A 26,355-nucleotide genomic window follows, 5' to 3' on the forward strand; every position below is an offset into this window, starting at 1 on the left:
GCCCGTCGGGTAGCAGTTGGAAGCGCGAGGTTCGAGGCTCAGCTCTCGGAGCGGTACTTGTCCTCGATGGCCTGACCCACCTCGGCGTCGATGTTCTTCCAGTACGTGAACACGTTGGTCAGCACCGGCTCTTCGACCCCGTCCTGGAGCATTCCGACGACGGTCTCGATGAGACCTTGACGCTCCTCTTCGGAGTAGACCCCGCGGACCAGGGTGTGTGCCTGGCCGAAGTCGTCATCCTCGGCGTGGAGGGTGTAGGCGCTGCGGACGAGTTCGCCGTCAGATTCCCAGCCGTTGTCGACCGGGCCCTGTTCTTCCTGGTAGGCGCGTCCGTACGAGTTCGGGGCGTAGACCGGCGCGTTGCCCGAGTGGTGGTATTCCATCTGCCCCTCCTTGTCGTACGCGTTCGTCTTCGTTACGGGTGCGTTGACCGGCAGCTGGTTGTAGTTCGTGCCGATCCGGTTGCGCTGCGCATCCGGGTAGGAGAACACGCGGCCCATGAGCATCTTGTCAGGTGAGATTCCGGTACCGGGCACGGTGTTCGAGGGGCTGAAGGCCGCCTGCTCGATCTGTGCGAAGTGGTTCGACGGGTTCTCGTTGAGGGTGAACCTGCCGATCTCCACGAGCGGGTAGTCCTTCTTCGACCAGGTCTTCGTCAGGTCGAAGGGATTGAACCGGTAGGTCTTCGCCTCTTCGTAGGGCATGATCTGGACGTTGACGGTCCAGGACGGGTAGTCGCCGCGTTCGATCGCGTCGAACAGATCGCGGCGGTGCATGTCCGCGTCCTCCCCGGCCATCTTCCCGGCTTCCTCGTTGCTCATGTTCTCCACGCCCTGATCGGTGTGGAAGTGGTACTGGACCCAGAACTTCTCACCCTCGGCATTGACCCACATGTAGGTGTGCGAGGAGTAGCCGTTCATGTTCCGCCAGGTCTTCGGCAGACCGCGCGGTCCCATGAGGTAGGAGACCTGATGGGCCGACTCGGGCGAGAGCGACCAGAAGTCCCACTGCATGTTGTTGCTGCGCAGGCCCGAATCGGGGGTGCGCTTCTGCGAGTGGATGAAGTCGGGGAACTTCATCGGATCGCGGACGAAGAAGATGGGCGTGTTGTTGCCCACCATGTCGAAGTTGCCTTCTTCGGTGTAGAACTTCAGCGCGAATCCGCGCACGTCACGCCAGGAGTCCGGTGAGCCGAGTTCGCCGGCGACGGTGGAGAAACGGGCGAGCATCGGGGTCTTCTTGCCCTGCTGCAGGAAATCCGCCTTCGTGTAAGCGGAGAGGTCTGCGGTGATCTCGAGTTCGCCGAATGCTCCCGAACCCTTCGCGTGCGGGCTGCGCTCGGGCACCCGCTCCCGGTCGAAGCGGGCGAGCTTCTCGACGAGGGCGACATCGTGGAGGAGAAGCGGACCGTCGTTTCCGACGCTCAGCGAATGGGCGTCGGATTCCCTCCGGGCACCGGTTTCGGTCGTCGAGGGCTTCTTGCTGTCGTGTCCTGGGTATTCATGATCGGTGTGTAACGTCATTGCATCTCCTTCAACCACTTGGGCGCAGGATGGCGGCTCAAGACCACGGCGTCTCGTCACACGCTGAAAATCACTCATCCTCGTGTGATGAGACGGAGGGCCGTACGCCACTCACCTGATATCGATTTCCCGGCATCGACGACCATCTTGGGGACGGCCGTCGGAGCTGATTTTCACGCTAGCCAGGTTCTCCACCCAGTACAACCAAGGCCACCCTGCCCTCATTCCCGAATCCGGAGTCGATCAGGTCACCCCTGCGCCGAGGCTGAGCCGCCCGCGCTTCCGCCGCCGGAGCCGCTGCCGGAGCCTCCCGAGCCGCTGCCGGAACCGCTGCCCGACCCCGAGGATCCGGAGCTGCCGGACCCGGAGCTCGAGGACGACCCACCGGCCGAGGACGATCCCGAGGAGCTCGAGCTTCCGCTCGAGGAGTCGGTGCCGCCGCTGGACGAGTCGGTACTGCCCTGGCTGGATCCCTCCGATGTGGTCGATCCGCTGGTGTCCGCATTCGACCTCGAGCTTGCGTCGGTGCCCTGTTCGGCCTGTTCGCCGGTGCTCGTCGACCCTGAGGTGTCCTCACCCGCCGAGGTGGACTCTCCCTCGCTCGACGTCGAGTTCTCGCTACCGCCCTGATTCGCGTTCTCTCCCGAGCCGGATCCTGAACCGGACGATCCCGAATCTGCGGAGCTGCCGCCGTCCTCGCTTGTCCCGGTCTCGTCGCCGCTGCTCGAGTTCCCAGACACAGAGCGGGAGATCTCCGATGTGCCCGGAGAGATGTCGGCGTCGGTGAAGGATTCGGCCATGACGACTGCGCCGAGGCCGATGCCGAAGGCGGCAACGCCGATCGTCAGCGGGTAGAGCACCCGCTTGCGCCGCAGCTTCTGCCACCAGGACTGCGTCTCATCGTCGTCGTCGACCGCCGTTGCCGGCTCGGAGTCCTGGGGCTCGGTTCCGGCGGCAGCGGCTGCGGGGAATTCCGCCGAGGCGGTCCCTCCCCCGGGCTCGTCCGCCGGTCGGCCGCCCGCCGCGTTCAGGGGTCGGGCGTCGACGAGGGTCGCATCGTCGACGCCCGTTCTCCGGTTCACGGCTCCGGCTTGGGCCTTGACCGCCGGGGCGAGCTTCTGCCCGACTTCCTTGATCTTCTCTTTGCCCTTGTCGAGGCTGCGACTGTAGAGGGTCACGGCCAGACCGGTGACGATGCTCGCAACACCGGCACCGACGACGGTGCCGGCCACGCCGAGCTGTCCGCCGATCACCGAGGAGGTGGCCGCGGCACCGGCACCGGCGAGCAGCTGCGTGGCCGAGATCCGGCCTTCGCTCTTCTTCTCGTCCTTGCCGTCGGACTCCTGCGGCTGGGCCTCGGCCGTCTGGACCGCGTCGCCCGCATGAGCGGATGGTGGTGTCGGGGAGGTGCGCGACAGCGCGGCGGTTCGGGACACGTCGTCCCGGCGAATCGGATTCGGGGGCATCACCGGGGTCGTCACATGCTGGGTCGGGGTCGTCGAGTCGGCCCCGGACTGTCCGGTGTGCTGGGTGGCGGCGAGTTCCTCGGTGATGAGCGGAAGCGTCTGAGAGTGCTGCGCTGCATTCTCAGCGTCCGTGGTTCCCTGCTCGTCTCCCCGTTTGTTCGGTGTGTTTGATTCGCCCTGATTCGATGCCAATGTTCCTCCAAAAGCCCGTGCTTCGAACCAGTATGCGACGGCAATGTTCGGACACCCTGACCCGCCCTCGTCGAGGCTGAGAGTCCGCTGATGGCCGCGACCGCCAATGGCGTCTCTGACCAGTAAGGACGTCGGTTCGTGTGACGCAGAGGACAGTCGACTCGCACCATTTCCTCAGGCTCGGATCACGGGTACGAGGTCGCCGCGGGAGCCCGCCGTGCGCGGCAGCTCTGCGAGTCGGTATCGCCTCAGTGCAGGATGACCGCGCCGAGCCCCGCTGGCAACACCTCGGCGGCCTCGAGTTCGAGCAGCTGGAAGCGAGAGTATCCGGGGACCTCGTCGAGGGTCACGGCGAAGCGGTGCCGTCCGACCGCAGCATCACTGTCGATATCGCTGTCGATTGAGAGCCGCATCGCTGCGGCCGCTGCACCGCCGCTCGCCACAGCATCAGCGTCGGCATCGGCATCGGCATCGGCATCGGCATCGGCGACCATGAGGTTGACCGCATGGCATGGGCGGGACAGTTCGAGGAGAGTGACCTCCTGCTCGCCGTGGAAGCGGAGGACCTGCCGCGGTTCCACCCGGTGCACACGTCCATCGATCTCGAGGACCACCTCGGCGGTGGGAAGGAACGATCGCGCCATCCCCGGCAGGGAGGAGAACCGGCCTGGCATTTCAAGTGCTGCGATGCTCAGCCGCCAGCGCCGCAGTCCGGGGGTCAGCGCCACGGAGTCGGCGAGCGAGACCAGCTCGGTCGTCTCTCCGGCGCCGTTGGCCCAGGGGACGGGTGAGAGTTCGTGAAACGAAGTGAGCACGCGCATGGGTTCACTGTAGCCGCGAGATCAGCGCTCCTGCGGTCGGAGAAGATCCCGGAAGAGGAAGAGGACTTGCCATAGGAGCTGAGAGGACTAGCCTTGAGTGGTGCTTTCGGTCGGGGCGACTCGGACGATCGCACGAGCGATCTTCACAATCGCGAGGGGCATGCCGGGTTCGACCGCGCATGATTCTCGGTTCCCTGAACGACTGTTCTCGTGTGCCTCTCACGACATCAGCAGGGAGGGAAGCACATGTTCGGTCCAGACAATGTCCGGCGCCGGTGGCGTCCGGAAGAGATCACCGTGACCAAGCCCGATGTGACCAAGCGGGCGATCGGCGCCGCGGCCATCGGCAACATCACCGAATGGTACGATTTCGGCGTCTACGGCTATCTGGCGGTCGTCATCGAGGGCATCTTCCTGCCGAAGGATTCGGGCCCCATCGGCCATATCATCGTCGCCGGTCTCTTCGCCGTCGCCTTCCTCGTCCGCCCCCTCGGAGGTCTCTTCTTCGGTCCCCTGGCCGACAAGATCGGCCGCAACAAGGTCCTCGCGATCACGATGATCATGATGGCCGCGGGCACATTCCTCATCGGTGTCATCCCCGACTACGCGACCGTGGGTCTGTGGGCGCCGTTCCTGCTGCTCGCCTGCCGACTGCTGCAGGGCTTCTCGACCGGCGGCGAGTACAGCAATGCGATGACCTTCATCGCTGAATACGCTCCGGACCGGCGGCGCGGGTTCCTCGGCAGCCTGCTCGAAGTCGGCACGTTCACCGGCTATGTCCTCGGCGCTCTGTTCGCCACGATCATCCAGGCCGCGTCCACCCCGGAATTCCTCGAATCCTGGGGATGGAGGATTCCGTTCTTCGTCGCCCTGCCGCTCGGCTTCATCGGCGTCTACCTGCGCACGAAGCTCGCCGACACTCCCGCCTACAAGGAGATGGAGAGGCTGTCGGAGCAGGAGGAGCAGAAGAATCATGCCAAGGGCGAGTTCAAGAAGATCTTCGCCCTGTGGCCGAACCTGCTCGCCTGCTGCGGACTGGTCCTGGCCTGGAACGTCACGAACTACATGCTCACCTCGTTCATGCCGCTCTATTTCCCGATGGTCGAGGACATCCAGGGCAGCGGCGGGGTCTCCGAACTGACCTCGCAGATCCTGCAGATCCTCGTCATGGCCGCCTGCCTGGGTCTCATTCCGATCATCGGACGGGTCTCGGACAAGGTCGGACGCAAGGCCGTGGTGAGAACAGGTTCGATTGCGCTCATCGTGCTCTCGTTCCCCTCCCTGTGGCTCATCCGCGGTCACAATGACGTCGTCGTCTTCCTCGGGCTGCTAGTGATGGGTCTGAGCCTCATCTGCTTCAGCGCGACGATGCCCTCGACTCTGCCGTCGCTGTTCCCGACGATGGTTCGCGCCGGTGCCCTGGCGATCGCGTTCAATGTCTCGATCTCGCTGTTCGGCGGCACCACTTCGTTCGTCATGACGACGCTGATCAATGCGACCGGGTTCCTCATGTGGCCGGCGGTCTACCTGGTGGCGGCCGGAGTCGTCGGACTTATCGCCATCCACTTCGTGCCGGAGAGCAATCGTCGTCCCCTGTGGGGTTCGACCCCGTCGGCAGCGTCGAAGGAGGAGGCGAAGGACCTCGCCGAGGAGCTCAACAGCGAGGCCGAGCACGCCTGAGGTCCGGGCGCGAGCATCTGGGTCGTCGGCACCGGCCCTCCGGGCGAGCTAGGCCCCCGACGGCTCAGTTCATCAGTTCTGGCACAGGCAGAACGGGTGTCCGGCTGGGTCGAGGAAGACGCGGAAGGTCTCCCCCGGCTGGTCGGCCGCCTTTCCTGCCCCGAGTTCAGTCACAGCCGCCTCGGCGACGTCGAGGTCATCGACCATGACGTCGATGTGCATCTGCTGCGGGTGCGCCTGACTGGGCCAGCTGGGGGCGTGATAGTCCTCGACCTGCTGGAAGCAGATCGGCGGCCAGGAGTCGGATGTGATCTCTGCCCAGGTTCCGTCCTCATCGACGTTGACAGTCCAGTCGAGGAGTTCGCCGTAGAACTTGGCGAGTTCGCCTGCATCAGGAGCGTCGAGAACGACCACGGGCTGCTTTGCGATAGCCATGATGCGAGTCTACGCCGCGGCACTGACGCAGAGAAGAGACCCTGAGCGAAGGCGCTGGTGTTAGGCTCGAATCACCCCAGGGGAGCGCCGAGAAGCGGCGCTGAGAGTGCGCAGGCAGACCCTTTGAACCTGATCCGGTGAGCACCGGCGGAGGAAGTGAGGACACGGCCATGACCACAATTGAGCTGAACGAAGACGGGCCTGTGACGGCCCTGAGAGCCCAGTCCGCAGCGGCCTGGGACGCCGCTGTCGGACACAGCTTCGTCACCGAATTGTTCGCGGGGACCGTCGATGACGCCGTGATGAGCACGTATCTCATCCAGGACTATCAGTTCTTCGAATCGTTCCTGTCCATGCTAGGTGCCTGCGTAGCACACGCCGACGAGTTGGCACCGAAACTCCGGTTCGCCAAACAGCTCGGGTTCCTCGAGGCCGATGAGGATTCGTACTTCGTCCGCGCCTTCGCCGAGGTGGGGGTGGACGAATCCGACTACGCCGATCCCGAGCTGACCGTCCCGACCGCCGGGTTCCGGGACCTCATGGACGAGGTCGTCGACTCGGCCTCGTACCCGGGTCTGCTCGTCGTCCTCGTCATCGCCGAGTGGCTCTACCTCGACTGGGGTGAGCGTTCGGATCCGCTGCCGGAACGAGACGTCCACGCCGGGTGGATCGAACTGCACCGCGGGACGGACTTCCGCGCCTGGGTGCAGTTCCTCGTCGATGAGCTCGACCGCGTGTTTCCCACCGGTGATGACCCGGAGTCCGTGGCGGCGCAAGACAGACTGGCGCAGATCTGGCAACGGGCGGTCGATCTGGAGTTGGCGTTCTTCGATGAGGCGTACGCGGTCAACGACGTTTCGTGACCCCGGCGCACTCGGTCCATATTCTGTTTCCCTCGCATGGATAAGACCACCCGGACTAAGATTGTTGAACAGATCAGAGGTGCGGGTGCACTCAGTCACCCGACACTGCCGCTGGAGGATGCGAGGTATCACCGATGAGCACACAGCTGCTTCCCGTCGCGGACGGTCCCGCGGTCTACATCATCCATGACAATCCCGAATGGATCGCCCCGTTTGCGCAGGCACTCGAGCGTCTCGGCGTCGACTATGTCGAATGGCTTCTGCCTGAGGCTCAGATCGACCTCACGGCGGAGCCGCCTCAGGGTCTGTTCTGGTCCCGGCTCTCGGCGTCAGCTCATACCCGCACGGATTCCCATGTCAAGGAGTACGGACGTGCCGTGCTCGCGTGGCTCGAGGCGGCGGGGCGCACGGTGATCAATGCGTCGCATGTCTACGAGCTCGAGGTCAGCAAGGTCCGCCAGCACCAGGAGTTGGTCGCGCACGGATTCGACGCACCTCGCACCTCGGCGGTCTTCGGCGGCACCGGACTCGCCGCGGCGGCACAGGACTTCACTCCCCCATTCATCACGAAGCACAATCAGGGCGGCAAAGGCCTCGGTGTGCGTCGCTTCGACTCTCATGCCGAGCTCGATGCCGCGGCAGGCGATTTCGCTCCCGGCGGGTCCAGTGAGCCGATCGACGGGATCACCCTCGTGCAGGAGTACCTGCAGCCCGCGCAGCCCTTCATCACCCGCGCCGAGTTCATCGGCGGCCGGTTGCACTATGCCGTGCGCGTCGATGTCTCCGCGGGATCCTTCGAACTCTGCCCGGCCGACGCGTGCGCGGTGCCCGGCACATCGGCATCTGCGGTCGATCCGTTCACCCGCCGGGAGGAGATCACCGCGCAGACTCCCCTCGTCGGCAGGCTAGAGACGCTGTTGAGTCAGCTGGGCATCGACATCGCCGGCATCGAGTTCATCGAGACCCTCGATGGCCGACAGGTCGTCTACGACATCAACACGAACACGAACTACAACCCGAGCGTCGAGGACACCGAACGCGGGGCCGGCCGGATCGCTGCCGCGGATCGGATTGCAGAATTCCTCAAGGGTGAACTCGCCGAGGCGGTGCCCGGCACCGAGGCGTTCGCGCAGTCCCGCTGAGACCGCCGAGTCCCACTGAGACTGCCGAGTGCTGCCGAGACCGCAGGGTGCGGCTCGGCTACTCTGGTCGGTATGAAGAGTGCGCGTCGAGCAGTTCTTCGCCGCCTGCTCACAGCGATCCGTGAAGTGCGACCGGGGCATCGCGCCATCGTCGCCGTCGATGGTCTCGACGGTGCGGGCAAAACGGTCCTCGCCGAGGAGCTTGTGAGGTTGGCGGCAGAGGGCGCGTGCGCTCGTTCGGTCGCCTCGGTGAGCATCGATGGCTTCCACCACCCCCGAGCGGTTCGCTATGCCGCGGGCCGAGGCCCCGAGTCCTTCTACCGCGACTCCTATGACTACGCAGCCTTTGAACGCGTGGTGGTGGCACCGTTCCGCCGGGGAGCGGTGATCACTCCGGCGGTCTGGGACGTCGATGCGGATCAACCGGTGTCGCCGGAGGTGCTCGACCTGCCTGAGGACTGTGTCCTCCTCGTCGACGGCATCTTCCTCCACCGTCCCGAACTGCGTGAGATCTGGGATGCGAGCATCTGGGTCAAGGTTCCCTTCGAAGTGTCCGTGCCGAGGGGAAACCAACGCTTTCCCCACCTCGGCGATTCAGATCCGGAATCCGAGGCGAGCCACCGCTACGTCGGCGGGCAGCGGCTCTACTTCGCCGAGGCAGCACCGTGGGAACGCGCCACTTGGGTCATCGACAACACGAACCTCGATGCCCCGAGTCTGTCCCCTGACCTAGACTGGCCCCATGAGCACTGAGGTTGATGCAGTCGTCGTCGGAACTGGTCCCAACGGGATGGCCGCGGCGGTGACCCTGGCTCGCGCGGGCCTGTCCGTGCAGGTCTTCGAGGCTCAGCCCACCATCGGCGGCGGCGCCCGCACCCTCGACCTGGGCCTGGCCCCGGGAATCACCCACGACATCTGCTCGGCCGTCCACCCCCTCGCGATCTCGAGCCCCTTCTTCGTCGACTTCGACCTCCGTGCCCGAGGCATGGAATTGACCACCCCGGACATCTCCTATGCGCAGCCGCTCGACGGCAAACCCGCCGCGCTGGCATTCCACGATCTCGCGGAAACGGTCGACCACCTCGGCGCGGCCGGACCCGAATGGCACCGGTTCTTCGCTCCGCTGCTCGAGCGCGTCGACGACGCGATCTGGCTCTCTCTCGGCGACAAACGATCCGTGCCCGAGACCCTCCGCGACGTCCCCGGCGTTGCCAACGTCGTGAAGTTCGGTCTCCGATTGCTGTCCCAGGCGAGCCCGTCGTGGAACATTCCGCTCTCGCACGAATCCACCCAGTCTCTGTTCACCGGCGTTGCCGCGCACGCGATCGGCGGGCTGCCGGCCATGGGCACGGCGGCGACGGCGACGATGCTCTCGACCGTGGCCCATGCCGCCGGCTGGCCCTCCCCCATCGGTGGGTCGCAGGCGATCATCGACCACCTCGTCGCCGACCTCGAAGCTCACGGCGGGACCGTCACCGCGGATGCGCGCATCGAGCATGTCTCGGACATGCCGGCGGCCCGCGCCTATCTGCTCGACACCTCAGCGCTGGGTGCAGCCCAGATCTTCTCCGGACTGCTGCCCACCCACGTCGACCGGGCGCTGCGCGGCTTCAGACAGGGCAATGCCGCGGCCAAGGTCGATTTCGTCCTCAACGGACCCGTCCCCTGGGCGGATCCGAACGTCAACCGGGCCGGAACCATCCACGTCGGCGGAACACGCGCGCAGATGGCCGCCGCCGAGGCGGATGTGATGAATGGACGGATGCCCGAGCACCCGGTCTGCCTGGTCTCCGACCCGACCATCTTCGACCCCACGCGTGAGGTGAACGGGCTGCGGCCGCTGTGGACGTATTGTCATGTGCCCTTCGACTGTCCGCTCGACCCGGCCGAGTACATCATCCGCCAGATGGAACGCTTCGCACCCGGGTTCCGCGACACGATCGTCGCCTACAATTCGATCCCCGCGTCCGAGATGGCCGGGCACAATCAGAACTACATCGGCGGGGACATCGCCACCGGCGTGGTGTCGTTCTACCGGATGATGGCGCGGCCGCGCACGAGCTGGGACAACTACAGCCTCGGCGTGCCCGGTGCCTACCTGTGCTCGGCAGCGACCCCGCCGGCGCCCGGCGTCCACGGCATGAACGGCTGGTTCGCCGCCCGCCGTGCGCTGAAGAACCGATTCGGCATCAGTGAGGCACCGGGCCTGTCACCGCAAGCCTAAGCCACGTCCCCGCGGGGACGTTTCGGCTCTCAGCCAGTCGGCGTCTGCCTCCACGCATCTGCGTCGTTGTCGTAGACCCATTCGACCACCTCTGCGACTCCGGCGATGACGTCGTTCAGCCAATAGGTCGTGTCCGGATTCCACCCCGCCATGAGACTTGCCGCCCGGTCATCCGTATCGCCGACCGTCGGACGTGACGGTGACTCCTCGACGAGGCTCGCGTCACCGACGTCGATGACGGCACCCGCCGAGCGCAGATAGCCGGCGGGACTGACGTGGATTCCGTCGAACTCCTCGGCCACGCGAGCCCAGTCCGGGATCACCCAGAGGCCCTTCCGGTCGGTCGTCTCGAACCACACGTGGCGGCGCTGCGCGGTGACGTCGAGTGGGAATATGCGGCACAGCTGCGCCCAGTCCTCGGGGCGGTGGATCTCATAAATCCGGGCGTCGTCATTGATCCGCAGGCGACAGGCGCGTGCCCGTTCGAGACCGAAGTCATCCTCGACGAGGTCGAGACCGACCGGCTTCCCATCCGGCCACGTCCCGGTCGAGGACCAGAGGTCGTTCGGAGGAGCTGACTCCCACTCGCCGGAAACCTGCTGGTGGGGGCCCTTCGCGAACTCTCGCCTCCACCGGAGTTCAGCGACGAATGAGTCGGCGAGCCAGTGTCGCAGCAGGTCCGCCGAGGTGGCTCACGGCTCCGCGCCATCGACCGCGTCCATGTCCGCTCGCGTAATTCCGGCGAGTTCTGATCCGTTTGCCGGATCCACAGTGAACACCGCGGGCAGTCCGTTCCGTTGATCCTCATCGTCCCAGGCCAGTGCCCATTGTGATCTCACCACCGCGGAGTGCGGCCAGGAATCGAGGAGGCCGGAGTCGACGAGGGCCACCGCGAACGGCCGGAGTGCTCGGCGCACCGCGGGAAATCCTGCCAAGAGTGCGTCCGCATGCGGCGGCTGCCAGTACATCGCACCGCCGATGACTTCAGTCATTGCGCCGCGCAGGTCAGCCTGAGTCGGTTCGCGCGGTCGGATGGCCCCGAGTGTCTCGACCACCTCGGCGATGAGCGCGTTCAGGTCCTGCTTTTCGGGGCGGTCCCGCCGCAGTGGACGCTTTGAGCCGGACGTGTAAGTCACGCCTGAGTTCCCGCGCTGCGCATCGATGCAGGACTGGGCTTCCCCTGCCGCCTGCCGGAATTCGATGTACCGACGATCGACGTCGCTCCACGGTTCGCCTTCGGCAAGGCACCGCGGATCCGTCTCCCATACCAGTCGACCGGCGAGTCCGAACACCAGAGAACGTCCCCGCGGGGACGCCAGGAGCTCATCGGCGGTGAGTGGATCGGGAGTGGATGAGTGCATATCCCCAGCCTATGCGCCTGACCCAAGTCGCACGCATGATTGAATCGGGCACAGCTTGTCGGGCGGGACGACCCCGCATTCCGGAAGCATGGATGAGCGAAGGGAGAGATCGTGATCGCCGAACTCAACACGCTCATCGACATCATCGAGTCGAGCCTGTCCGCCGACCCGGCCGAGGCCATCGAGATCAGCAGTTTGGCCGCGAGACTCGGAACGACCGAGTACCACCTGCGGCGAATGTTCTCCTCGCTGGCCGGAATGCCGCTCTCGGAGTACGTCCGCGGCCGGCGAATGACGATCGCCTCAGCTGAGGTCATCGCCGGCGAGGATCTGCTGAGCGTGGCGGTTCGATACGGCTACGGTTCGACCGAGGCCTTCGGCCGAGCCTTCCGTTCGGTTCACGGCATCGGTCCGTCCGAGGCCAGACGAAACGGTGGACCCCTTCACAGCCAACAATCGATCAGGTTCCGCCTGACCATCGAAGGGAACACAATTATGGACACCCGAATCATCGACAGACCAGCCTTCTCACTCATCGGCAACTCGACGCGGGTGCCGCTCATCCATGAGGGAGTCAATCCGCACATCCGCGACTTCCTCCAAACGATCCCGGTCGACGAACACCACCGTCTCAAGTCACTCTCGGAATCCGAGCCCGTCGGGCTCCTCCAGGTCACAGACGGCGTCGACCCCGACTACCGCGAAGGCACCGAGCTGACCTATTTGCACGGGGTCGCGGTCCCGGCGACCGCCTCGGCGCCGGCAAACCTCGACGTCATCGACGTCCCCGCGGGGACGTGGGCGATCTTCACCGCGTCAGGAGCCTACCCGGCAATGCTCCAGGAGACGTGGGCGGCTACGGCCGCCGAATGGCTCCCCTCGAACCCCTGGCGACTGCGGCCGGGGCCATCGATCGTCGCCGTCCTCGAACGCGCCGAGGACTTCAGCACCGCGACGACGGAACTGTGGCTGCCCGTCGAACGCGAGTGATCGCGTCCCCGCGGGGACGTCTTCACCACGTCCCCGCGGGGACCTCGGCTCCGTCGCCCGCACCGTCCCGGGAATCGGGCGGAGGAAGTTCGGTCTCGTCGACCGGCACCACCTCGGCGGCGAGGATCTTCGCTCCCTTCGCCGCCTTGAGCCCGGCCCCCAGCACCCCGATGATGACCAGCGCCGCACCGCACAGCTCACCGAGGGTGACCCGCTCGCCGAGGAAGACGAACGCCGCGCTCATGCCGACGATGGGCACGAGCATCGAGAACGGAGCGACGACTCCGGCAGGGTTGCGGGCCATCAGCCATGACCAGATTCCCGATCCCAGAACCGTGGCGATGACGACGGTGTAGAGAAGGCCGGCGAGGCCGAGCAGACCCGTGGGCGAGTCGAGGCCGGTGAACGAGCGGCCGATCCGCTCCGGTCCTTCGACGAGGAGCGAGAGGACGAACATCGGCACCGGCGGGACCACGGACATCCACATCGTGAACTTCACCGGCTCGGTGGAGTGGGCCTGCCGGTTGCAGGTGTTGCCGATCGCCCACCCGAACGCTCCGGCGAGAGTGAGGAGGAAGGGCAGGAAGCTCGCCGAGGAGTCCAGGCGCTGCCAGCCGACGATGCCGAGTCCGGCCATCGCCACGAGCAGGAAGACCATCTGCGAGGCGCGGACCCGCTCCCGCAGGAACGTCATCCCCAGCAGCACCGTGAAGGGCCCGGATGCCTGGAGGACCAGCGAGGCCAGCCCGGCGGGCATCCCGGCGGCCATCGCCCAGTAGAGGAAGAGGAACTGGAGGAGCCCGAAACCGGCCCCGTAGCCGAGGATCCACCGGAACTTCACGTCCGGCTTCGGCACGAACAGCAGCGCAGGCACAGCCAGGAGGGCGAAGCGGACGGCGGCGAGCAGGAAGGGCGGGAACTGATCGAGCGAGAGGTCGATCGCGAGGAAGTTCAGCCCCCACATGAGCGCCACCGAGGCGGCGAGAAGGCAGTGCTTGAGTGTCATGGTCCCATTTTCGAAGTCACCGACCATTAAAACAATCGAATGTTTCTAACCCAACAATGTAGCCACGCTTCATAATCGCTGCCCGCACCCCTACCCTTGAGCCATGGACCCCCGGCACCTCGAACTCCTCCGCGCCCTCGACGAACGCGGCAGCATCACGGCCCTGGCCGCGGCCACCTTCCGGACACCCTGCGCGGTGTCCCAGCAGCTCAAGGCCGCCACCAGGGAGTTCGGGCACACGCTGGCCGAACCCGCAGGACGCGGCCTCAGACTCACCGCTGCCGGGCGGCTCCTGGCCGCCGGAGGCCGGGACGTGGCCTCCGCAATCGCCGGCGTACAGGCGGACTGGGAGGACTACCTCGGCGAGGCCAGCGGAGAAGTGCACATCGCGGGCCTGCCCAGCGCCTTGAGCTACCTGCTGCCTCGCGCGCTGAGAGAGCTGCGGGAGACGAACCCGGCCATCACCCTGCGCACCACGGACGTCGACCTCGCCGAACACGAATTCGCGGGCCTGAGTTCCGATCACGACATCGTCGTCGCCCACAGCCTCGTCTCCCGACGCCCCGCCGGGACGGACGGGCTCAGCGTCGAATCCCTGGCCCGGGAGTCCATCGACGTCGCCGTCTCCGACAACCACCCGCTTACGGACCGGATCGAGCTGAGCCCCGCCGACGTCGTCAACGCACCGTGGATCGGGGTGCCCATCGGCTATCCCTTCGACACGATCCTCACCTCGATCGAGCACGTCACGGGTCGCTCCCTCGACGTCACCCAACGCATCCGCGACAACCGCCTCATCGAATCCATCGTCGCCTCGAGCGAGCACCTCGCACTGCTGCCCCGCTTCACCACGCCCCGGGGCAGTGGGCTCACCCTCATCCCACTGACCGGGGTGACGACCGAACGGTGGGTGGTCGCGGTGATGCGACCCGACACCGCCCGCCGAGCGGCCGTGCGCCGCGTGCTCGAGACCCTGCGCACGAGCACAGCCACGAGCACGGGCACAGCGGAGGCTTAGCCCGCACGAACACGGGGAAGGATCACCCCTCGAGGCTGCGGAACCGTTTCGGCACGAGCTTCTCCAAGGGCAGGAACGCCGCCCAGCAGATGACGGTCGGCAGGAAGTGGATGCCCAGCGCCAGGTAGGTCAGGAGGTGGAAGATGCAGAAGAAGATGACGACGCCGTAGAGCCACTTGCCCTTGACGAACAGGGCGATCGGCGAGAGGAACTCGAAGGCCAGCGTCACCCATTGCCCGGCGATGAGGAATCCGGGCATCTCGAGGAAGGGCTTCGACCATTCGGCTCCGCGGCGCATCAGCGCCCAGATGATCACGGCCCCGTTGCCCCAGTGGGCGATGTTGCCCGAGGCGATCCACTTCATCACCGCCGAGTAGAAGTAGGTGAGCACGACCGAGACCTGCACGACGCGGAAGGCCCAACCGGCCCGCGTCGAGGTGGTCCGTCCCTCGCGGAACCGTGCGATTCCGATCGTCGGCAGCACCAGGGCGGCGATGACGAGAGCCATGTGGTCGTGGGCGACGTAGCCGTAGCCCTGGGTGTAGAACATCCACGCGCCGAAGGTGATCGCGACGATCCACCCGCTGATGCGCTGGAGGATCCCGGCGGCGGCGAGGAGTGAGAAGACGATGATGAAAGCCAGCAGAATCTGCGCGCCGAGGACGCTGACCGGTGGGAGGTGGAGGAACCGGGCCAGCCACAGCGGCTGGTAGAGGTCCGGGGTCCACCCGTGCGGGATGACGTCCCCGGAGATCGTGAGCACGTCGATGATGATGAAGACGTAGATGAAGACCCGGAAGACAGCGACCCGGGCCAGAGGGATCTCGGGCATGAACCAGCGCAGGACCGGATTGCGGCGCTCCGCCTCGGCGGTGGTCAGGGTCTGTCTACCCGTGGGCTGCGTACCCGTGGGCTGTGTACCCGTGGTGGGTTCAGTGGAGTCGCTCACTGCACCTCCCAGGTCGCCAGGGTCTTGATCTCGGGTTCGCCGACGCTGCGGCCGTTCTCCAACTGGGTCACGGTGCGGCAGAGGATCATCGTCTCCGGCTTCGGCTCATCGGGGTGGAGGCGGACATAGGAGTCGGCCAGGGTCTGCAGCAGCTCCGGGTGGGTGACGACCCGGTCGATCTGGGATTCGATGTCGCCGCGTTCGATGCCGACCGTGGCGGTGTTGAAGCCGAGCCGACGCGGTTCGTCCTCGCCGGGGAACTGAGCGGCGATGCACGTGGAGTTCACGGTTCCGTTGAGATCCTTGGCCGTGGCGTACTGGGTGAGCGAGCCGAGCGGGAAGAAGTCATTGGTGTTGAGGAACTGTCCGCAGGTGAGGATGACGAAGGCCACCGCGGTCGCGCCGATGCGCCATCCGACCGAGACCCGCGACATCGGCGTGCGGCGGGCAGACTTGGGACGCCTCTTGGATGCGGCCCCGGTGTCTGCGGTGCGACCATGACCGTCGGCGGCCCCGGTGTCGGCGGCCTCGGAATCCGGGCCGGCCGTGGGGTCGGTTCGGCTCAGAAGTCGATGCTTCTTCTCTTCCATGCGCAGTGGGGATCATTCTCTCGGGGCCCGGGGTACGCAGACTATCGTAGCTTCCCCGCCGCCGAGCTCAGGAGCTGCGGGCGTAGAGGTTGAGCTGCTCCCAGGCGGCCGCATACTTCTGGAACGACGCCACCGCCGACTCGGAGTCGTCGTTGCTCAGCGCCGTCACCCACGAGTCGACGAGTTCGGGGCCTTCGTTGGGCCAGAGCACATCGCTCATCCCGCCGAGGTCGAGTTCGAGCACCGAGTTCATATCGAAGCTGTCGATCCACTGTGCGAGGTTCGCGGTCTGCTCGACCATGTCGACGACCTTCGACTTGTCCGCGACGGTCTCGGCCGCCCACTCCATCCGCGCCGAGGCGGCCAGAATGTCTGTGCGGATGATCACTCTGGGTCCCGCCTCGGTGTCGTCGGTGATGATGGTGTCCTCGCTCAGCGAGAAGAACAACCACCACGACGGCGGCACATCCCATGCCGAGACGCGGGTGAAGATGCGGGTGTCTTTGGCGTCCTGCATCCACTCGGCACGGTGGCTGGCCGCACGCCTGCGAGCGGACTTCGGAGCGATGATGTCGAGGGTGGCCTTCGAGGTGTGCTCGGTCAGCGATTCGAGCGCCTCCCACCCGCGGATGTCCTCCTGAGCAGGACAGAAGCGGTCCACCCCGTCCGCGCTCTGAGACGCCGGGAGGAAGATCGGAGTGTTCCGGAAGGAATCGGCGACGGGCCTCGGCGGCAGGGATATCAGGCGCTTGTCGGCGTCCCTCGAGATCTGGTCTTCGACCCGGGACCGGTTGTCTTCCACCTGCTTGTCTTGCAATTCGGAATGAACCACGGTGGGCTCGAAGATCCGCAGAGTGACAACGTAATCGCGACTGTAGGACATGCACTCAGCCTATCCAAGGTCGGGTCCCAAAATGGAACTTCCCAGTGCGAACAGGTAGGATTTAAGCGCATAGCAGAGATCTAGTCCGGGGCGGATCGCCCCACATGACGACGGAGGGGGTCACGCCAGTGGGTCGCGGCCGCGCAAAGGCAAAGCAGATCAAGGTAGCCCGGAAGCTCAAGTACTACAGCCCGGACACCGACCTGAATCGACTCCAGCAGGAACTGGGCGCCGATTCCTCGAAGGACGGCTCGTCCGATCCCTATGATGACGAACCGGGCTACTCCGACTACGCCGATAAGTACAACGTCGACGATGATGACGACGAGTACGACGAATATTCGCAGCGGGAGTCGTAAGCGGTCTGCATCGACGCTTCACGGTCACGGCCGTTGAGCCGACGAACTTGAGATGAGGGCGGGGACTTCGGTCCCCGCCCTCACTGCATCGTCACTGTCGCTGAGTCCTGGTCACTGGAGGATCGCGGCACCGCCGTCGACGCCTTTGGCGCCCTGCACGTAGTCGAGTTCGCAAGCCAGCGAACCGTCATCGGCCACGACCTCACCGAGCACCCACGAACCGGGGCTGGCCGCGAGCACGCTGTCAGCGGACGCGGCATCGGCGACGAGAACCATACCCACGCCGAGGTTCCACGTGCGTTCGCGGTCTTCCCGCGGCACTCCGCCCAGCTCACCGAGGACCGAGAACACTGCGGGCACCTCCCACGAGGCTCGGGACATCTTCGCCACGAGACCCTGGGGGAGCACGCGGGCGACGTTCGCCGAGAGTCCGCCGCCGGTGACGTGCGAGACCGAATGAACGGCCCCGGGCAGTGCCGCGAAGAGGGCGTTGAGTTCGCCGGTGTAGACGTGGGTGGGAACGAGAAGCTCCTCACCCAGGCTCCGCCCGAACTCCTCGACGGACCGGTCGAGACCCCATCCCGCCTCGGCGATGATGTGCCTGACGAGGGAATACCCATTGGAATGGATGCCCGACGAGGGCAGACCGATGAGCACGTCGCCGGCCCTGACCTTCTCCGGGCCGAGCAGGTCGGCGGCGTCGACGACGCCGGTGGCCGCACCTGCGACATCGTATTCGTCGACCCCAAGCAGCCCCGGGTGTTCGGCGGTCTCCCCGCCGACGAGGGCGACGTCGGCGCTGGCGCAGGCGTCTGCGATGCCGCGGACGATGTCGGCGATGCGTTCGGCCACAACCTTGCCGCAGGCGATGTAGTCGGTCATGAACAGCGGCTTCGCCCCGCACACGATGATGTCGTCGACGACCATTCCCACGAGGTCGTAGCCGATGGTGTCGTGCTTATCCAGGGCCTGGGCGATCGCGACCTTGGTCCCCACTCCGTCGGTCGAGGACGCGAGGAGGGGGCGGTCGTAGTCCCTGAGCACGGAGACATCGAAGAGTCCGGCGAAGCCGCCCATCCCGCCGACGACGTTGGCATTGTGCGTGGCCGAGACCGCGGACTTCATCAGCTCGACCGCGCGATCGCCGGCCTCGACGTCGACACCGGCTGCGGCGTAGGTAGTGGATTTCGGGGCGTCGGCTTCGGAACTCAACTCAGCATCCTTTGTCGGCGGGGGTGTTGTTGACGGGAATCGGGTATTCACCGGAGAAGCAGGCGGTGCACAGCTGGCTGCGCTCCTGCTGGGTTGCGGCGATCATGCCGTCGAGTGAGATGTAACCAAGCGAATCGGCGCCGAGGTTGTCCCGGATCTCATCGGTCGTCAGGCCGTTGGCGATGAGTTCGGCACGGGTGGCGAAGTCGATGCCGTAGAAGCACGGCCACTTCACCGGGGGTGAGGAGATGCGTACGTGGATCTCCTTCGCGCCTGCGGCACGCAGCATGCGGATCAGCGCCCGCTGGGTGTTGCCGCGCACGATCGAATCGTCGACGACGACGAGGCGTTTGCCCTCGATGTTCTCCCGCAGCGGGTTGAGCTTGAGCCGGATGCCCAGCTGGCGCAGCGTCTGCGAGGGTTGGATGAAGGTGCGGCCGACGTAGGCGTTCTTCATCAGTCCCTGTCCGAAGGGGATCCCGGACTGCTCGGCATAGCCGACGGCGGCCGGTGTTCCCGATTCGGGAGTGGCGATGACGAGGTCGGCGTCGACGGGGTACTCATCGGCGAGCTGGCGGCCCATCTGGGTTCTGGCGGCGTGGACGTTCTTGCCGTTGAGCATGCTGTCGGGGCGGGCCAGGTAGACGTACTCGAACACGCAGCGGGCGTGCTCGGCCTCGGCGAAGCGGTAGGAGCGCAGCCCGTCCTCGTCGATGGCGATGAGCTCACCGGGTTCGACGTCGCGGACGAAGGTGGCACCGACGATGTCGAGGGCCGCGGTCTCCGAGGCCACGACCCAGCCGTTCTCCAGCCGACCCAGCGACAGGGGGCGGACCCCGTGCCGGTCGCGGGCGGCGTAGAGCGTGTTCTCGTCCATGAACGCCAGCGAGAACGCGCCGTCGACCTTGGGCAGCAGCGTCAGCGCCGCCTCGGTGAGGTCGGCTCCGCCTTCGGTCGCGAACAGCTCGGTGACCAGCGAGGTGTCGTTCGAGGAATCACGGAAGGGTCTTGTTCGGGCGGTCTTCTTCGTGGCCTCTTCGACGAGCTTCGTGGCATCGTCGCGGCGGCCGTCGGCCATCGCCTCGAGCTCGTCGTAGTTCGTCAGGTTTCCGTTGTGCGCGAGCGCCACGGTGCCGAAGGGGGTCGGCCCGAGGGTCGGTTGGGCGTTCTCGAACGAGGGCGAACCCGTCGTCGAATAGCGCGTGTGCCCCAGAGCGATGTGCCCCTGCAGCAGATCCAGGTCGCGTTCGTGGAAGACCTGTGAGACCAGGCCCATATCGCGATAGATGAGGATCTGTTTGCCGTTGCTGGCGGCGATGCCCGCGGATTCCTGTCCGCGATGCTGCAGGGCGTAGAGCCCGAAGTAGGTGAGTTTGGCGGTTTCCTCGCCGGGGGCCCAGACTCCGAATACTCCGCATTCATCCTGCGGTCCACGGTCCAGGGGGTTGATTTCGTGCGTCAGCTGCCCGTCTCCTCTTGCCACGCGTGAAATTGTCTCACATCGCCGCGGTCGATTCTCACGCGTGATCAGACTGTGGAACCGGGCTCCTGGCTCCGGGGCCTCTCATCGGGCTCGACCGCCTCGGCGTCGGCAGGTTCCCCGCCACGCTCGGACGATGCGGAATCGGCGGAACCGGAGGCGACACCGGCGACATCAGAGTCGGTCGCATCGGGAGCGGAGGGGTCGGCCATGTCCGGAACGGAATGGTCGGTCGCATCGGGAGCGTCGGGGCCGGCAGAGTCGGTTGCATCGGGACCCTCGCCCCGCACCTCGGCGAGGCGACGGCGCGCGATCTCTTTCGGATCATCGACCATATCGATCTGCGCCTCGACCCGGAACTGCTTGGCCCGACGCCGACCGATCCAGTCGAGGATGAGGGCGAGCAACCCACCGAGGAAGAGACCGCCGACACCGAGGACGAGCAGCATCAGCCCGAGCCCTTTGGACACGGTGTAGCCGGTGGGCATCGCAGCAGGGTCGACGAACAGTGCGAGTACACCGGTGACCACGACGCCGAGGACCGCGCCGAGACCCATGAATACCGAGTACTTGGGGCTGCGACGAACGGCGACGTCGATCTGGTCCTTCATGATCTCCTTGGGCGATGCGGGGTCTGCTCCGGGTCGGATGCCCGGCTGAACACGTCGCGGACAGTCTAATCGAGATCTCCTGAGCCGGTTCTCAGGCAGTCCCGATGGTCCGTCCTCGTCTCACCTTCGGTCTCATCCCCGGTCACAGCCCCCAATAATCCGTGCCGATCCCATAAACTGGGGACAGGCACCAGATCAAGCACGCCGAACCGGACACCCACTCACGAAGGCTTGGACATGTCTCATACGATCATCGTCGGCATCGACGGCTCCACCAACAGCCAGTGTGCTCTCACCTGGGCGATCCGCCATGCGCGGCTGACCTCCGCCGAGATCCGGCTTGTATCCGCATACACGGTGCCCGGGGTGAATATGAGCCAGGCCGACATCGTCTATCCCGCCGACTTCGACACTGCGGTCAAGAAATCGGTCCATGACATCACCGAGGCGGCCGCAGAGCTCGTCACCGAGGCCGGGGTTCCCGTGTCGACGATGGTGGCGCCCGGGGATGCCTCCGGGGTGATGGTCGAGAACTCGAAGAACGCCGACCTCGCCGTCATCGGCGCCCGCGGTCGCGGCGGATTCGCCGGTCGGCTCCTCGGCTCCGTGGCTCTGGCGATGCCCGCCCACGCCCACTGCCCGACCGTGGTGATCCCGAGCACCTGGCCGGAGCGGGTGATGCCCGAGACTCCGCTGCCCATCGAGCTGCCGGTCCGTTCCTCGAACGCGCAGACCGTATCCGCGGGTTCCGGTGCCGAGCGCCCCGTGTTCTCCGGTGAGGTCGTGGCCGGGATCGATCCGTTCGAGACGGACACCCCGGTTCTGCGGGAGGCTGCGGCGCAGGCGCGGTTCTACGGACTGCCGCTCCACCTCGTCGGGGTCACCGCCACCCACATCCTCTCCCCCGAATGGCTGCCGAGCGAAGAGCATCTGACCAAGATGTACGACGAAGCGGCGACGGCGAGCGAATTGGCCGCGGCGAGCCTGGCCGAGGATTTCGCCGAGGTGGCCGTCCGCTGGTCGGTCTTCGACGCCCCGTCCACCGAGGTCCTCGTCAGCGCCACCTACTCCGCCGAGCTCATGGTCATCGGCTCCCGCGGCCGCGGCGGCTTCATCTCGACGATCCTCGGCTCGACCTCCCAGGGTGTGCTCTCCCATGCGGTGTGCCCGGTCCGAGTCGTCCGCGTCACCCGCCGTAAGCCCACCCGCCGCCGCTGAACTCCGGCTGACGCTGAGCACCTGCCGGTCGCGTGGCCGCACCAGCAGCTTGCCAGAAGACCCAGCGCAGTGAACTAGTCCGTAGCGCAGGGTCTTCTGGCAAGCGGTTGTCGCGGTGGCAGCGGTTGCGGTTGCGGTTGCGGTTGCGGTGGCGACAGCCAGCGGAGCTCAGCCGAGGGCGATGAGGGCGATGCCGGCGACGACGATCACGGCCCCGATGAGCTTCGCCGCGATGTTCCTCTCCCCGAAGAACCACCAGGCCAGCAGGGTGCCGACGATGATCGAGGTCTCCCGCACCGGGGCGACGAGAGCCACCGGCGCCCGCTGCATCGCATAGAGCACGAGCAGGTACGCCAGGGGCGAGAGGATCGCGACCGTGACCAGCGCTCTCTTGTGCTCGCGGAGGATCGAGAGGAAGTCGGCCCGCCGTCCTGCTCCGCCGGGAACGGTGACGATGCCCGCTGCCATGATGATCGCTACGCAGGATTCGGAGACGGCGAAGTAGAGCAGCGGCGAATCGGTGATGTGGTTGACCGCGAAGTCATCCCACAGGGTGTAGCAGGCGATGAACGCCCCGATCAGTCCGCCCCAGGCCAGGCCGCGACGGACCCCGGACGCATGCGGGGAGGCATCGGCAGTCGCGGCGGTATCCACGCGCTGCCGGCTCGGCACTCCCCGCGGACGCACCGTGACGACCGCGATGCCGGCGATGACGACGAAGCCGCCGAGCATCTCCGGGATCGTCGGCCGCTCGCCGAGGAAGGCCACGGCGATGATGATCGTGATCACCGGCCCGATCCCCCGGGCGGCCGGATACACCACTCCCAGCGGAGCATGGTCGTAGCCGGACTGCAGAGAGACCGAGTAGGCGATGTGGAAGATCGCCGAGAGCACCGCCGCCGCTACGAGTCCCCAGTTGAGGGTGTGCGCACCGGAAACGAGCAGCCAGTTCGCGATCGGGGCGAGCAGGAGAGCGGAGAGCCCGTGATAGGCAAGGACGAAGGCATACCCCTTCCCGGACACGGACTTCGCCGCAAGATTCCACAGGGCGTGGGCGAACGAGGCGCCGAGGACCAGAGCGAGGACAGCAGGAGTCATCGAGACACGCGACCATGCGGCGGCGCAGGTACACGACCACGCAGCGGCGCGAGCCTCGGCTCCACCGCAGGCCCCGCCCCCACCGCGATGCCCGTGCCGGCCGACCTCACAGCTTCACGGCCTCACAGCTTCACGGCGACGGTCTTCGTCTGCGTGTATTCGTCGAAGGCTTCAATGGACTTCTCGCGCCCGTAGCCGGACTTCTTGAAACCGCCGAAGGGCAGCTCGACTCCCCCGCCGGCACCATAGGTGTTGACGAAGATCTGCCCGGCGTCCACCTCGGCGGCGACCCGGTGTGCCCGGGAGATGTTCTGGGTCCACACGGCCGAGATCAGCCCGTAATCGGTGCCGTTGGCCAGGGCCACGGCCTCCTCCTCGTCACCGAAGGTCATGGCCACGACCACAGGGCCGAAGATCTCCTCCTGGGCGATCGTCGAACCGGGTGACACATTGTCCACGAGGGTGGGACGGACGAAAGCCCCGCCGGCGAGGTCGGCGGCCAGCCCTTCGGGCCGGGTGCCGCCGGTGATGATCTGGCCGCTGCCGACCTGGGACAGGAAGCCCTCGACCCGGGACTGCTGCTTCGCGGAGACGAGCGGGCCGAGCATCGGATCGTCGAGGCCGTAGCCGATGGTCACCTGCTCCATCGCTGCCGCCATCTTCTCGACCACCTCGGCGTGGACGTCCTGGGCGACGATGAGCCGGGACCCGGCCGAGCAGGTCTGACCGGCGTTCTGGATGATCGACCGGACCAGGGACGGGATCGCGGCGTCGATGTCGGCATCGGCGAAGACGATGTTCGCGGACTTGCCGCCGAGCTCGAGGACCGTCGGCACCACCCGATCCGCGGCGGCGTGGGCGATGGCCGAGCCGATCTGCGTGGACCCGACGAACCCGAGATGCGCCACTCCGGGGTGGGCGGACAGGGCGGCTCCGGCTTCGGCCCCGAGCCCGGTGACCACGTTGAACGCCCCGGCGGGGAAGCCCACGGAATGGATGAGTTCGGCCAGCCGCACGGTCGAGCGCGGAGTCTCGTCGGCGGGTTTGGCGACCGCGCAGTTGCCGGTGGCCAGGGAGGTCGCCGCCGCCCGGCCGATGAGCTGCAGCGGATAGTTCCAGGCCACGATGTGCCCGGTCACCCCATAGGGTTCGCGGCGAGTGTAGACGTGCATGTCCTCACCGAGCGGGATCTGATGCCCGTAGTACGACTCGATGGTGTGACCGTAGAACTCGAAGTAGCGGGCGCAGACATCGACGTCGGCGTAGGCCTGGGTCAGGGGTTTGCCGGTGTCCTCGGATTCGAGCCGGGCGAGCTCGTCACGGTTGGCCCGGACCACCTCGGCGGTGGCCACGAGCAGCTTCGAGCGCTGCTCGGGACTCGAGCGCTTCCACTCCTGCTGCGCCCGGGCGGCGGCCTTGACCGCACGGTCGACCTCGTCGGCCCCACCGCGGGAGACGTCGCCGAGGTGGTCGCCCGTGGCCGGGTCGATGTTGGCGTAGGTGGTCAGGGAGGGAACATGGCGACCCCCGATGAAGGAGGTGGTCTGGGTGATCTGCGCGCTCATCGTCGGCCTTCCAGTTCTTCCCGGGTGTACAGGGGGACGAAATCTCCGATGTCGGCGCGGGTGCCCGAGGCGTCGACCCGGCCTTCGGCGAGCGCGGCAGAGAAGTCGGTCGCTCCGGTCACGATCTCCAGCCACACCTGTGCGGAGGTCTCGACGACGTTCGGCGGGGTCCCGCGAGTGTGCCGGGGCCCGGGAATGCACTGGGTGACGCCGAAGGGCGGGACCCGAACCTCGACGCTGTTGCCCTCGGCGCGGTCGGCGAGCTCCTCGAGCGTGAACCGCACGGCCGTGGCCAGGGTCGCCCGATCAGCCGGCACCGCGTCTGTGTGCGCGTGCGCCACCCACATCTCGAGGGCGTTGCGCCCCTCGACAGGGTCAATTCTTCTGCGAATCGCCATCAGTCCGTCTCCCTCTCGATCCTTGGCTCACATCTTCACCCAGGTCGGTGCGCCCGACAACCGCCGTCCGCCCCTCGGAATCCGCGCCGCCGGTGACGGGCTCGGTGATCGCCGCGATCACTTGCGCCAGCAGTTCCTCGGTGATGACGGGATCCGACGCCGAGGCGGCCCCGTCCTCGGCGCCCGCACCTGACCGGGCGAAGGCTCCCGCCTTCTCGAGCAGCCGCAGCGCCACGAGTCCCGTGGCTCGGGAGGATCCGTCGAGGCATTTGAGTGCCACCGAGTAGCCGGTCTTCGTGGCCATGACGATGACGCCTTCGGCTCCGCCCTTGGCGAAGACGCCGAGGCGGTCGATGACCGTGGAGTTCGGTCGCCCATGTCCCTCGATCGCCCAGGGGTGGGCGAAGACTGCGTCGATGAGGGTGCGGGCCTCGGCAGCGTAGGCCGTGTAAACCGTGTAGTCAGACGATGATTCCGGCGCCGAGGCGGTGCCCGGGTCGACGTCGTCCGCGACGGACCCGTCCACCCCGTCCGCGCCGTGCCGGTTCACCCCGTCCGCGACGGACCCGTCGCCGCTGCCCAAGCGCACGACCCGGCCGATCGCTCTCGCGAGTCCGAGCAGGCTGAGCGCGAACACCGGGGCACCGCAGCCGTCGATGCCCACGGCCGCGGGAGTCTCGTCCGCGAAGGTCTCGACCACCTCGGCGACCTTGGCCTGGACCGGATGTGCCGGGTCGAGGTAGTCGGCGGTCCTGGCCCCCTGGGCGACGGCGGCTGCGAGGAAGGCCGCGTGCTTGCCGGAGCAGTTGAAGTACAGGCGCGACTTCGGGTCGATGAGTCCCGACTCCCCGCTGAAGCCTTTGGCCTGGAGGCTGCGCCGGAAGGACCCGTCGGCCGGATGGGCGGAGGGGCATCTGAGGTCCGAGTCGGTCAGACCGACATCGGCGAGCATCCGCTCGACGACCTCGACGTGCCCGGCCTCGGACTTGTGGGAGGCACTCGCCAGCGCGGCCGAGACGCCCTCGAGGCGCGCACCGAGGCTCATCGCCGCGATCGCCTGCAACGGTTTGAGGCTCGAACGGGTGAAGACGGGGACGGCGGGCGCGCCGAGGCTCAGCACCGGTGAACCACTGGGATCGAGGACGACGGCGGATCCGATGTGCCGGGATTCGACGAATCCGCCGCGGATGACCACGGCGAGTTCGGCCGCCTCGGCGGGGGTGAAGGTGGAACGAGTCACGCACTCAAGCCTACGACCTTATAGGCTGGTG

At 66.6% G+C, this 26,355-nt stretch carries 26 protein-coding genes and 1 riboswitch; of the genes, 9 read left to right on the plus strand and 17 right to left on the minus strand.

Translation table 11 applies throughout. The features are described 5' to 3' along the window. Positions 1-38: 38 nt before the first annotated feature. From CV023_RS16735 to CV023_RS16745, 3 genes are all read right to left on the minus strand, one after another. A complete protein-coding gene (locus CV023_RS16735; protein WP_230747971.1) occupies positions 39-1,523 on the minus strand; it encodes a catalase in 1,485 nt (494 codons plus the stop codon). Positions 1,524-1,771: 248 nt separating this feature from the next. Then, positions 1,772-3,181 carry a hypothetical protein gene (locus CV023_RS16740; protein WP_230747973.1) on the minus strand — a complete coding sequence of 470 codons (1,410 nt, stop codon included), beginning with the start codon at positions 3,179-3,181 and terminating at the stop codon, positions 1,772-1,774. 248 nt (positions 3,182-3,429) lie between these two features. Next, entirely contained in the window at positions 3,430-4,002 is a 573-nt protein-coding gene (locus CV023_RS16745; RefSeq protein ID WP_230747975.1) for a HutD family protein, read from the minus strand. A gap of 246 nt (positions 4,003-4,248) precedes the next feature. Between CV023_RS16745 and CV023_RS16750 the strand changes: the two genes are divergently transcribed. Next, on the plus strand, positions 4,249-5,682 hold the full coding sequence (locus CV023_RS16750; RefSeq protein WP_230747977.1) for an MFS transporter: 1,434 nt from the start codon (positions 4,249-4,251) through the stop codon (positions 5,680-5,682). A 72-nt stretch (positions 5,683-5,754) separates the two neighbouring features. Here the strand turns inward: CV023_RS16750 and CV023_RS16755 are convergent, their stop codons facing one another. Continuing rightward, the gene (locus CV023_RS16755; RefSeq protein WP_230747979.1) at positions 5,755-6,117 is read right to left on the minus strand and encodes a VOC family protein; all 363 of its coding nucleotides are present in this window, start codon (positions 6,115-6,117) and stop codon (positions 5,755-5,757) included. 68 nt (positions 6,118-6,185) lie between these two features. Next, positions 6,186-6,291: riboswitch (TPP riboswitch) on the plus strand. Here CV023_RS16755 and CV023_RS16760 point away from each other — a divergent pair. The 4 genes from CV023_RS16760 (at position 6,288) to CV023_RS16775 (ending at position 10,346) form a co-directional block, all read left to right on the plus strand. Continuing rightward, on the plus strand, positions 6,288-6,980 hold the full coding sequence (locus tag CV023_RS16760; RefSeq protein WP_230747988.1) for a TenA family protein: 693 nt from the start codon (positions 6,288-6,290) through the stop codon (positions 6,978-6,980). (Overlaps the previous riboswitch by 4 nt.) 134 nt (positions 6,981-7,114) lie before the next feature. Continuing rightward, on the plus strand, positions 7,115-8,122 hold the full coding sequence (locus CV023_RS16765; protein WP_230747990.1) for an ATP-grasp domain-containing protein: 1,008 nt from the start codon (positions 7,115-7,117) through the stop codon (positions 8,120-8,122). A gap of 72 nt (positions 8,123-8,194) precedes the next feature. Then, positions 8,195-8,875: a uridine kinase gene (locus CV023_RS16770; RefSeq protein ID WP_230747992.1), complete on the plus strand. Its 681-nt coding sequence runs from the start codon at positions 8,195-8,197 to the stop codon at positions 8,873-8,875. Further along, positions 8,865-10,346: a phytoene desaturase family protein gene (locus CV023_RS16775; RefSeq protein ID WP_230747993.1), complete on the plus strand. Its 1,482-nt coding sequence runs from the start codon at positions 8,865-8,867 to the stop codon at positions 10,344-10,346. The genes CV023_RS16770 and CV023_RS16775 overlap by 11 nt, the downstream gene beginning before the upstream one ends. Positions 10,347-10,375: 29 nt before the next feature. Here CV023_RS16775 and CV023_RS16780 read toward each other — a convergent pair whose 3' ends face one another. Together CV023_RS16780 and CV023_RS16785 are read right to left on the minus strand one after the other, a co-directional pair. After that, the gene (locus CV023_RS16780; RefSeq protein WP_230747995.1) at positions 10,376-10,705 is read right to left on the minus strand and encodes a hypothetical protein; all 330 of its coding nucleotides are present in this window, start codon (positions 10,703-10,705) and stop codon (positions 10,376-10,378) included. Positions 10,706-11,038: 333 nt separating this feature from the next. After that, the gene (locus CV023_RS16785; protein WP_230747997.1) at positions 11,039-11,707 is read right to left on the minus strand and encodes a hypothetical protein; all 669 of its coding nucleotides are present in this window, start codon (positions 11,705-11,707) and stop codon (positions 11,039-11,041) included. A gap of 111 nt (positions 11,708-11,818) precedes the next feature. On the opposite strand from CV023_RS16785, the gene CV023_RS16790 reads away from it, so the two are divergent. After that, positions 11,819-12,697, plus strand: coding sequence for an AraC family transcriptional regulator (locus tag CV023_RS16790; protein WP_230747999.1), 879 nt, complete (start codon positions 11,819-11,821; stop codon positions 12,695-12,697). Positions 12,698-12,719: 22 nt separating this feature from the next. Here the strand turns inward: CV023_RS16790 and CV023_RS16795 are convergent, their stop codons facing one another. Continuing rightward, positions 12,720-13,703 carry an EamA family transporter gene (locus CV023_RS16795; RefSeq protein ID WP_230748000.1) on the minus strand — a complete coding sequence of 328 codons (984 nt, stop codon included), beginning with the start codon at positions 13,701-13,703 and terminating at the stop codon, positions 12,720-12,722. Positions 13,704-13,806: 103 nt separating this feature from the next. On the opposite strand from CV023_RS16795, the gene CV023_RS16800 reads away from it, so the two are divergent. Next, positions 13,807-14,721 carry a LysR family transcriptional regulator gene (locus CV023_RS16800; protein WP_230748001.1) on the plus strand — a complete coding sequence of 305 codons (915 nt, stop codon included), beginning with the start codon at positions 13,807-13,809 and terminating at the stop codon, positions 14,719-14,721. A gap of 22 nt (positions 14,722-14,743) precedes the next feature. Here the strand turns inward: CV023_RS16800 and CV023_RS16805 are convergent, their stop codons facing one another. The 3 genes from CV023_RS16805 to CV023_RS16815 form a co-directional block, all read right to left on the minus strand. Further along, positions 14,744-15,670 carry a hypothetical protein gene (locus tag CV023_RS16805; RefSeq protein WP_230748003.1) on the minus strand — a complete coding sequence of 309 codons (927 nt, stop codon included), beginning with the start codon at positions 15,668-15,670 and terminating at the stop codon, positions 14,744-14,746. Next, entirely contained in the window at positions 15,667-16,260 is a 594-nt protein-coding gene (locus tag CV023_RS16810) for a hypothetical protein (protein ID WP_230748005.1), read from the minus strand. The genes CV023_RS16805 and CV023_RS16810 overlap by 4 nt, the downstream gene beginning before the upstream one ends. Positions 16,261-16,327: 67 nt before the next feature. After that, complete coding sequence (locus CV023_RS16815) at positions 16,328-17,143, minus strand: hypothetical protein (RefSeq protein WP_230748007.1); 816 nt, start codon at positions 17,141-17,143, stop codon at positions 16,328-16,330. Between the two features lie 128 nt (positions 17,144-17,271). Here CV023_RS16815 and CV023_RS16820 point away from each other — a divergent pair, with 128 nt between their 5' ends. Further along, positions 17,272-17,502, plus strand: coding sequence for a DUF3073 domain-containing protein (locus CV023_RS16820; protein ID WP_230748057.1), 231 nt, complete (start codon positions 17,272-17,274; stop codon positions 17,500-17,502). Between the two features lie 111 nt (positions 17,503-17,613). Here CV023_RS16820 and purM read toward each other — a convergent pair whose 3' ends face one another. From purM to CV023_RS16835, 3 genes are read right to left on the minus strand one after another with little or no spacing between them, the layout of a single operon-like run. After that, positions 17,614-18,714 (minus strand): phosphoribosylformylglycinamidine cyclo-ligase, encoded by a 1,101-nt coding sequence (gene purM / locus CV023_RS16825; protein ID WP_230748009.1) that lies wholly within the window; start codon positions 18,712-18,714, stop codon positions 17,614-17,616. A 1-nt stretch (position 18,715) separates the two neighbouring features. Further along, complete coding sequence (purF, locus tag CV023_RS16830; protein ID WP_230748010.1) at positions 18,716-20,197, minus strand: amidophosphoribosyltransferase; 1,482 nt, start codon at positions 20,195-20,197, stop codon at positions 18,716-18,718. 44 nt (positions 20,198-20,241) lie between these two features. Beyond that, positions 20,242-20,805, minus strand: a complete 564-nt coding sequence (locus CV023_RS16835) for a hypothetical protein (RefSeq protein ID WP_230748011.1) — start codon at positions 20,803-20,805, stop codon at positions 20,242-20,244. Positions 20,806-21,042: 237 nt separating this feature from the next. On the opposite strand from CV023_RS16835, the gene CV023_RS16840 reads away from it, so the two are divergent. Next, the gene (locus CV023_RS16840) at positions 21,043-22,023 is read left to right on the plus strand and encodes a universal stress protein (RefSeq protein ID WP_230748012.1); all 981 of its coding nucleotides are present in this window, start codon (positions 21,043-21,045) and stop codon (positions 22,021-22,023) included. Positions 22,024-22,191: 168 nt separating this feature from the next. Here CV023_RS16840 and CV023_RS16845 read toward each other — a convergent pair whose 3' ends face one another. From CV023_RS16845 to CV023_RS16860, 4 genes are all read right to left on the minus strand, one after another. Beyond that, positions 22,192-23,121, minus strand: a complete 930-nt coding sequence (locus tag CV023_RS16845; RefSeq protein ID WP_230748013.1) for an EamA family transporter — start codon at positions 23,119-23,121, stop codon at positions 22,192-22,194. Between the two features lie 122 nt (positions 23,122-23,243). Further along, complete coding sequence (locus CV023_RS16850) at positions 23,244-24,686, minus strand: aldehyde dehydrogenase family protein (RefSeq protein ID WP_230748016.1); 1,443 nt, start codon at positions 24,684-24,686, stop codon at positions 23,244-23,246. Beyond that, positions 24,683-25,084, minus strand: a complete 402-nt coding sequence (locus CV023_RS16855; protein WP_230748018.1) for a sterol carrier family protein — start codon at positions 25,082-25,084, stop codon at positions 24,683-24,685. Before CV023_RS16855 ends, CV023_RS16850 begins: the two co-directional genes overlap by 4 nt. Next, on the minus strand, positions 25,062-26,324 hold the full coding sequence (locus CV023_RS16860; RefSeq protein WP_230748020.1) for an asparaginase: 1,263 nt from the start codon (positions 26,322-26,324) through the stop codon (positions 25,062-25,064). The genes CV023_RS16855 and CV023_RS16860 overlap by 23 nt, the downstream gene beginning before the upstream one ends. Between the last annotated feature and the right edge of the window lie 31 nt (positions 26,325-26,355).

Origin of the sequence: Brevibacterium sp. CCUG 69071 (assembly GCF_021023135.1) — a bacterium.
In the GTDB taxonomy this organism is placed as follows: domain Bacteria; phylum Actinomycetota; class Actinomycetes; order Actinomycetales; family Brevibacteriaceae; genus Brevibacterium.

Coding starts and splice junctions, on each gene's coding strand:
- CV023_RS16845 (WP_230748013.1), bottom strand. CDS start 23,121: ATGACTCCTGCTGTCCTCGCTCTGGTCCTCGGCGCCTCGTTCGCCCAC.
- CV023_RS16760 (WP_230747988.1), top strand. CDS start 6,288: ATGACCACAATTGAGCTGAACGAAGACGGGCCTGTGACGGCCCTGAGA.
- CV023_RS16810 (WP_230748005.1), bottom strand. CDS start 16,260: ATGGAAGAGAAGAAGCATCGACTTCTGAGCCGAACCGACCCCACGGCC.
- CV023_RS16770 (WP_230747992.1), top strand. CDS start 8,195: ATGAAGAGTGCGCGTCGAGCAGTTCTTCGCCGCCTGCTCACAGCGATC.
- CV023_RS16800 (WP_230748001.1), top strand. CDS start 13,807: ATGGACCCCCGGCACCTCGAACTCCTCCGCGCCCTCGACGAACGCGGC.
- CV023_RS16795 (WP_230748000.1), bottom strand. CDS start 13,703: ATGACACTCAAGCACTGCCTTCTCGCCGCCTCGGTGGCGCTCATGTGG.
- CV023_RS16850 (WP_230748016.1), bottom strand. CDS start 24,686: ATGAGCGCGCAGATCACCCAGACCACCTCCTTCATCGGGGGTCGCCAT.
- CV023_RS16775 (WP_230747993.1), top strand. CDS start 8,865: ATGAGCACTGAGGTTGATGCAGTCGTCGTCGGAACTGGTCCCAACGGG.
- CV023_RS16835 (WP_230748011.1), bottom strand. CDS start 20,805: ATGAAGGACCAGATCGACGTCGCCGTTCGTCGCAGCCCCAAGTACTCG.
- CV023_RS16815 (WP_230748007.1), bottom strand. CDS start 17,143: ATGTCCTACAGTCGCGATTACGTTGTCACTCTGCGGATCTTCGAGCCC.
- CV023_RS16755 (WP_230747979.1), bottom strand. CDS start 6,117: ATGGCTATCGCAAAGCAGCCCGTGGTCGTTCTCGACGCTCCTGATGCA.
- CV023_RS16840 (WP_230748012.1), top strand. CDS start 21,043: ATGTCTCATACGATCATCGTCGGCATCGACGGCTCCACCAACAGCCAG.
- CV023_RS16735 (WP_230747971.1), bottom strand. CDS start 1,523: ATGACGTTACACACCGATCATGAATACCCAGGACACGACAGCAAGAAG.
- CV023_RS16785 (WP_230747997.1), bottom strand. CDS start 11,707: ATGCACTCATCCACTCCCGATCCACTCACCGCCGATGAGCTCCTGGCG.
- CV023_RS16750 (WP_230747977.1), top strand. CDS start 4,249: ATGTTCGGTCCAGACAATGTCCGGCGCCGGTGGCGTCCGGAAGAGATC.
- CV023_RS16765 (WP_230747990.1), top strand. CDS start 7,115: ATGAGCACACAGCTGCTTCCCGTCGCGGACGGTCCCGCGGTCTACATC.
- CV023_RS16745 (WP_230747975.1), bottom strand. CDS start 4,002: ATGCGCGTGCTCACTTCGTTTCACGAACTCTCACCCGTCCCCTGGGCC.
- CV023_RS16855 (WP_230748018.1), bottom strand. CDS start 25,084: ATGGCGATTCGCAGAAGAATTGACCCTGTCGAGGGGCGCAACGCCCTC.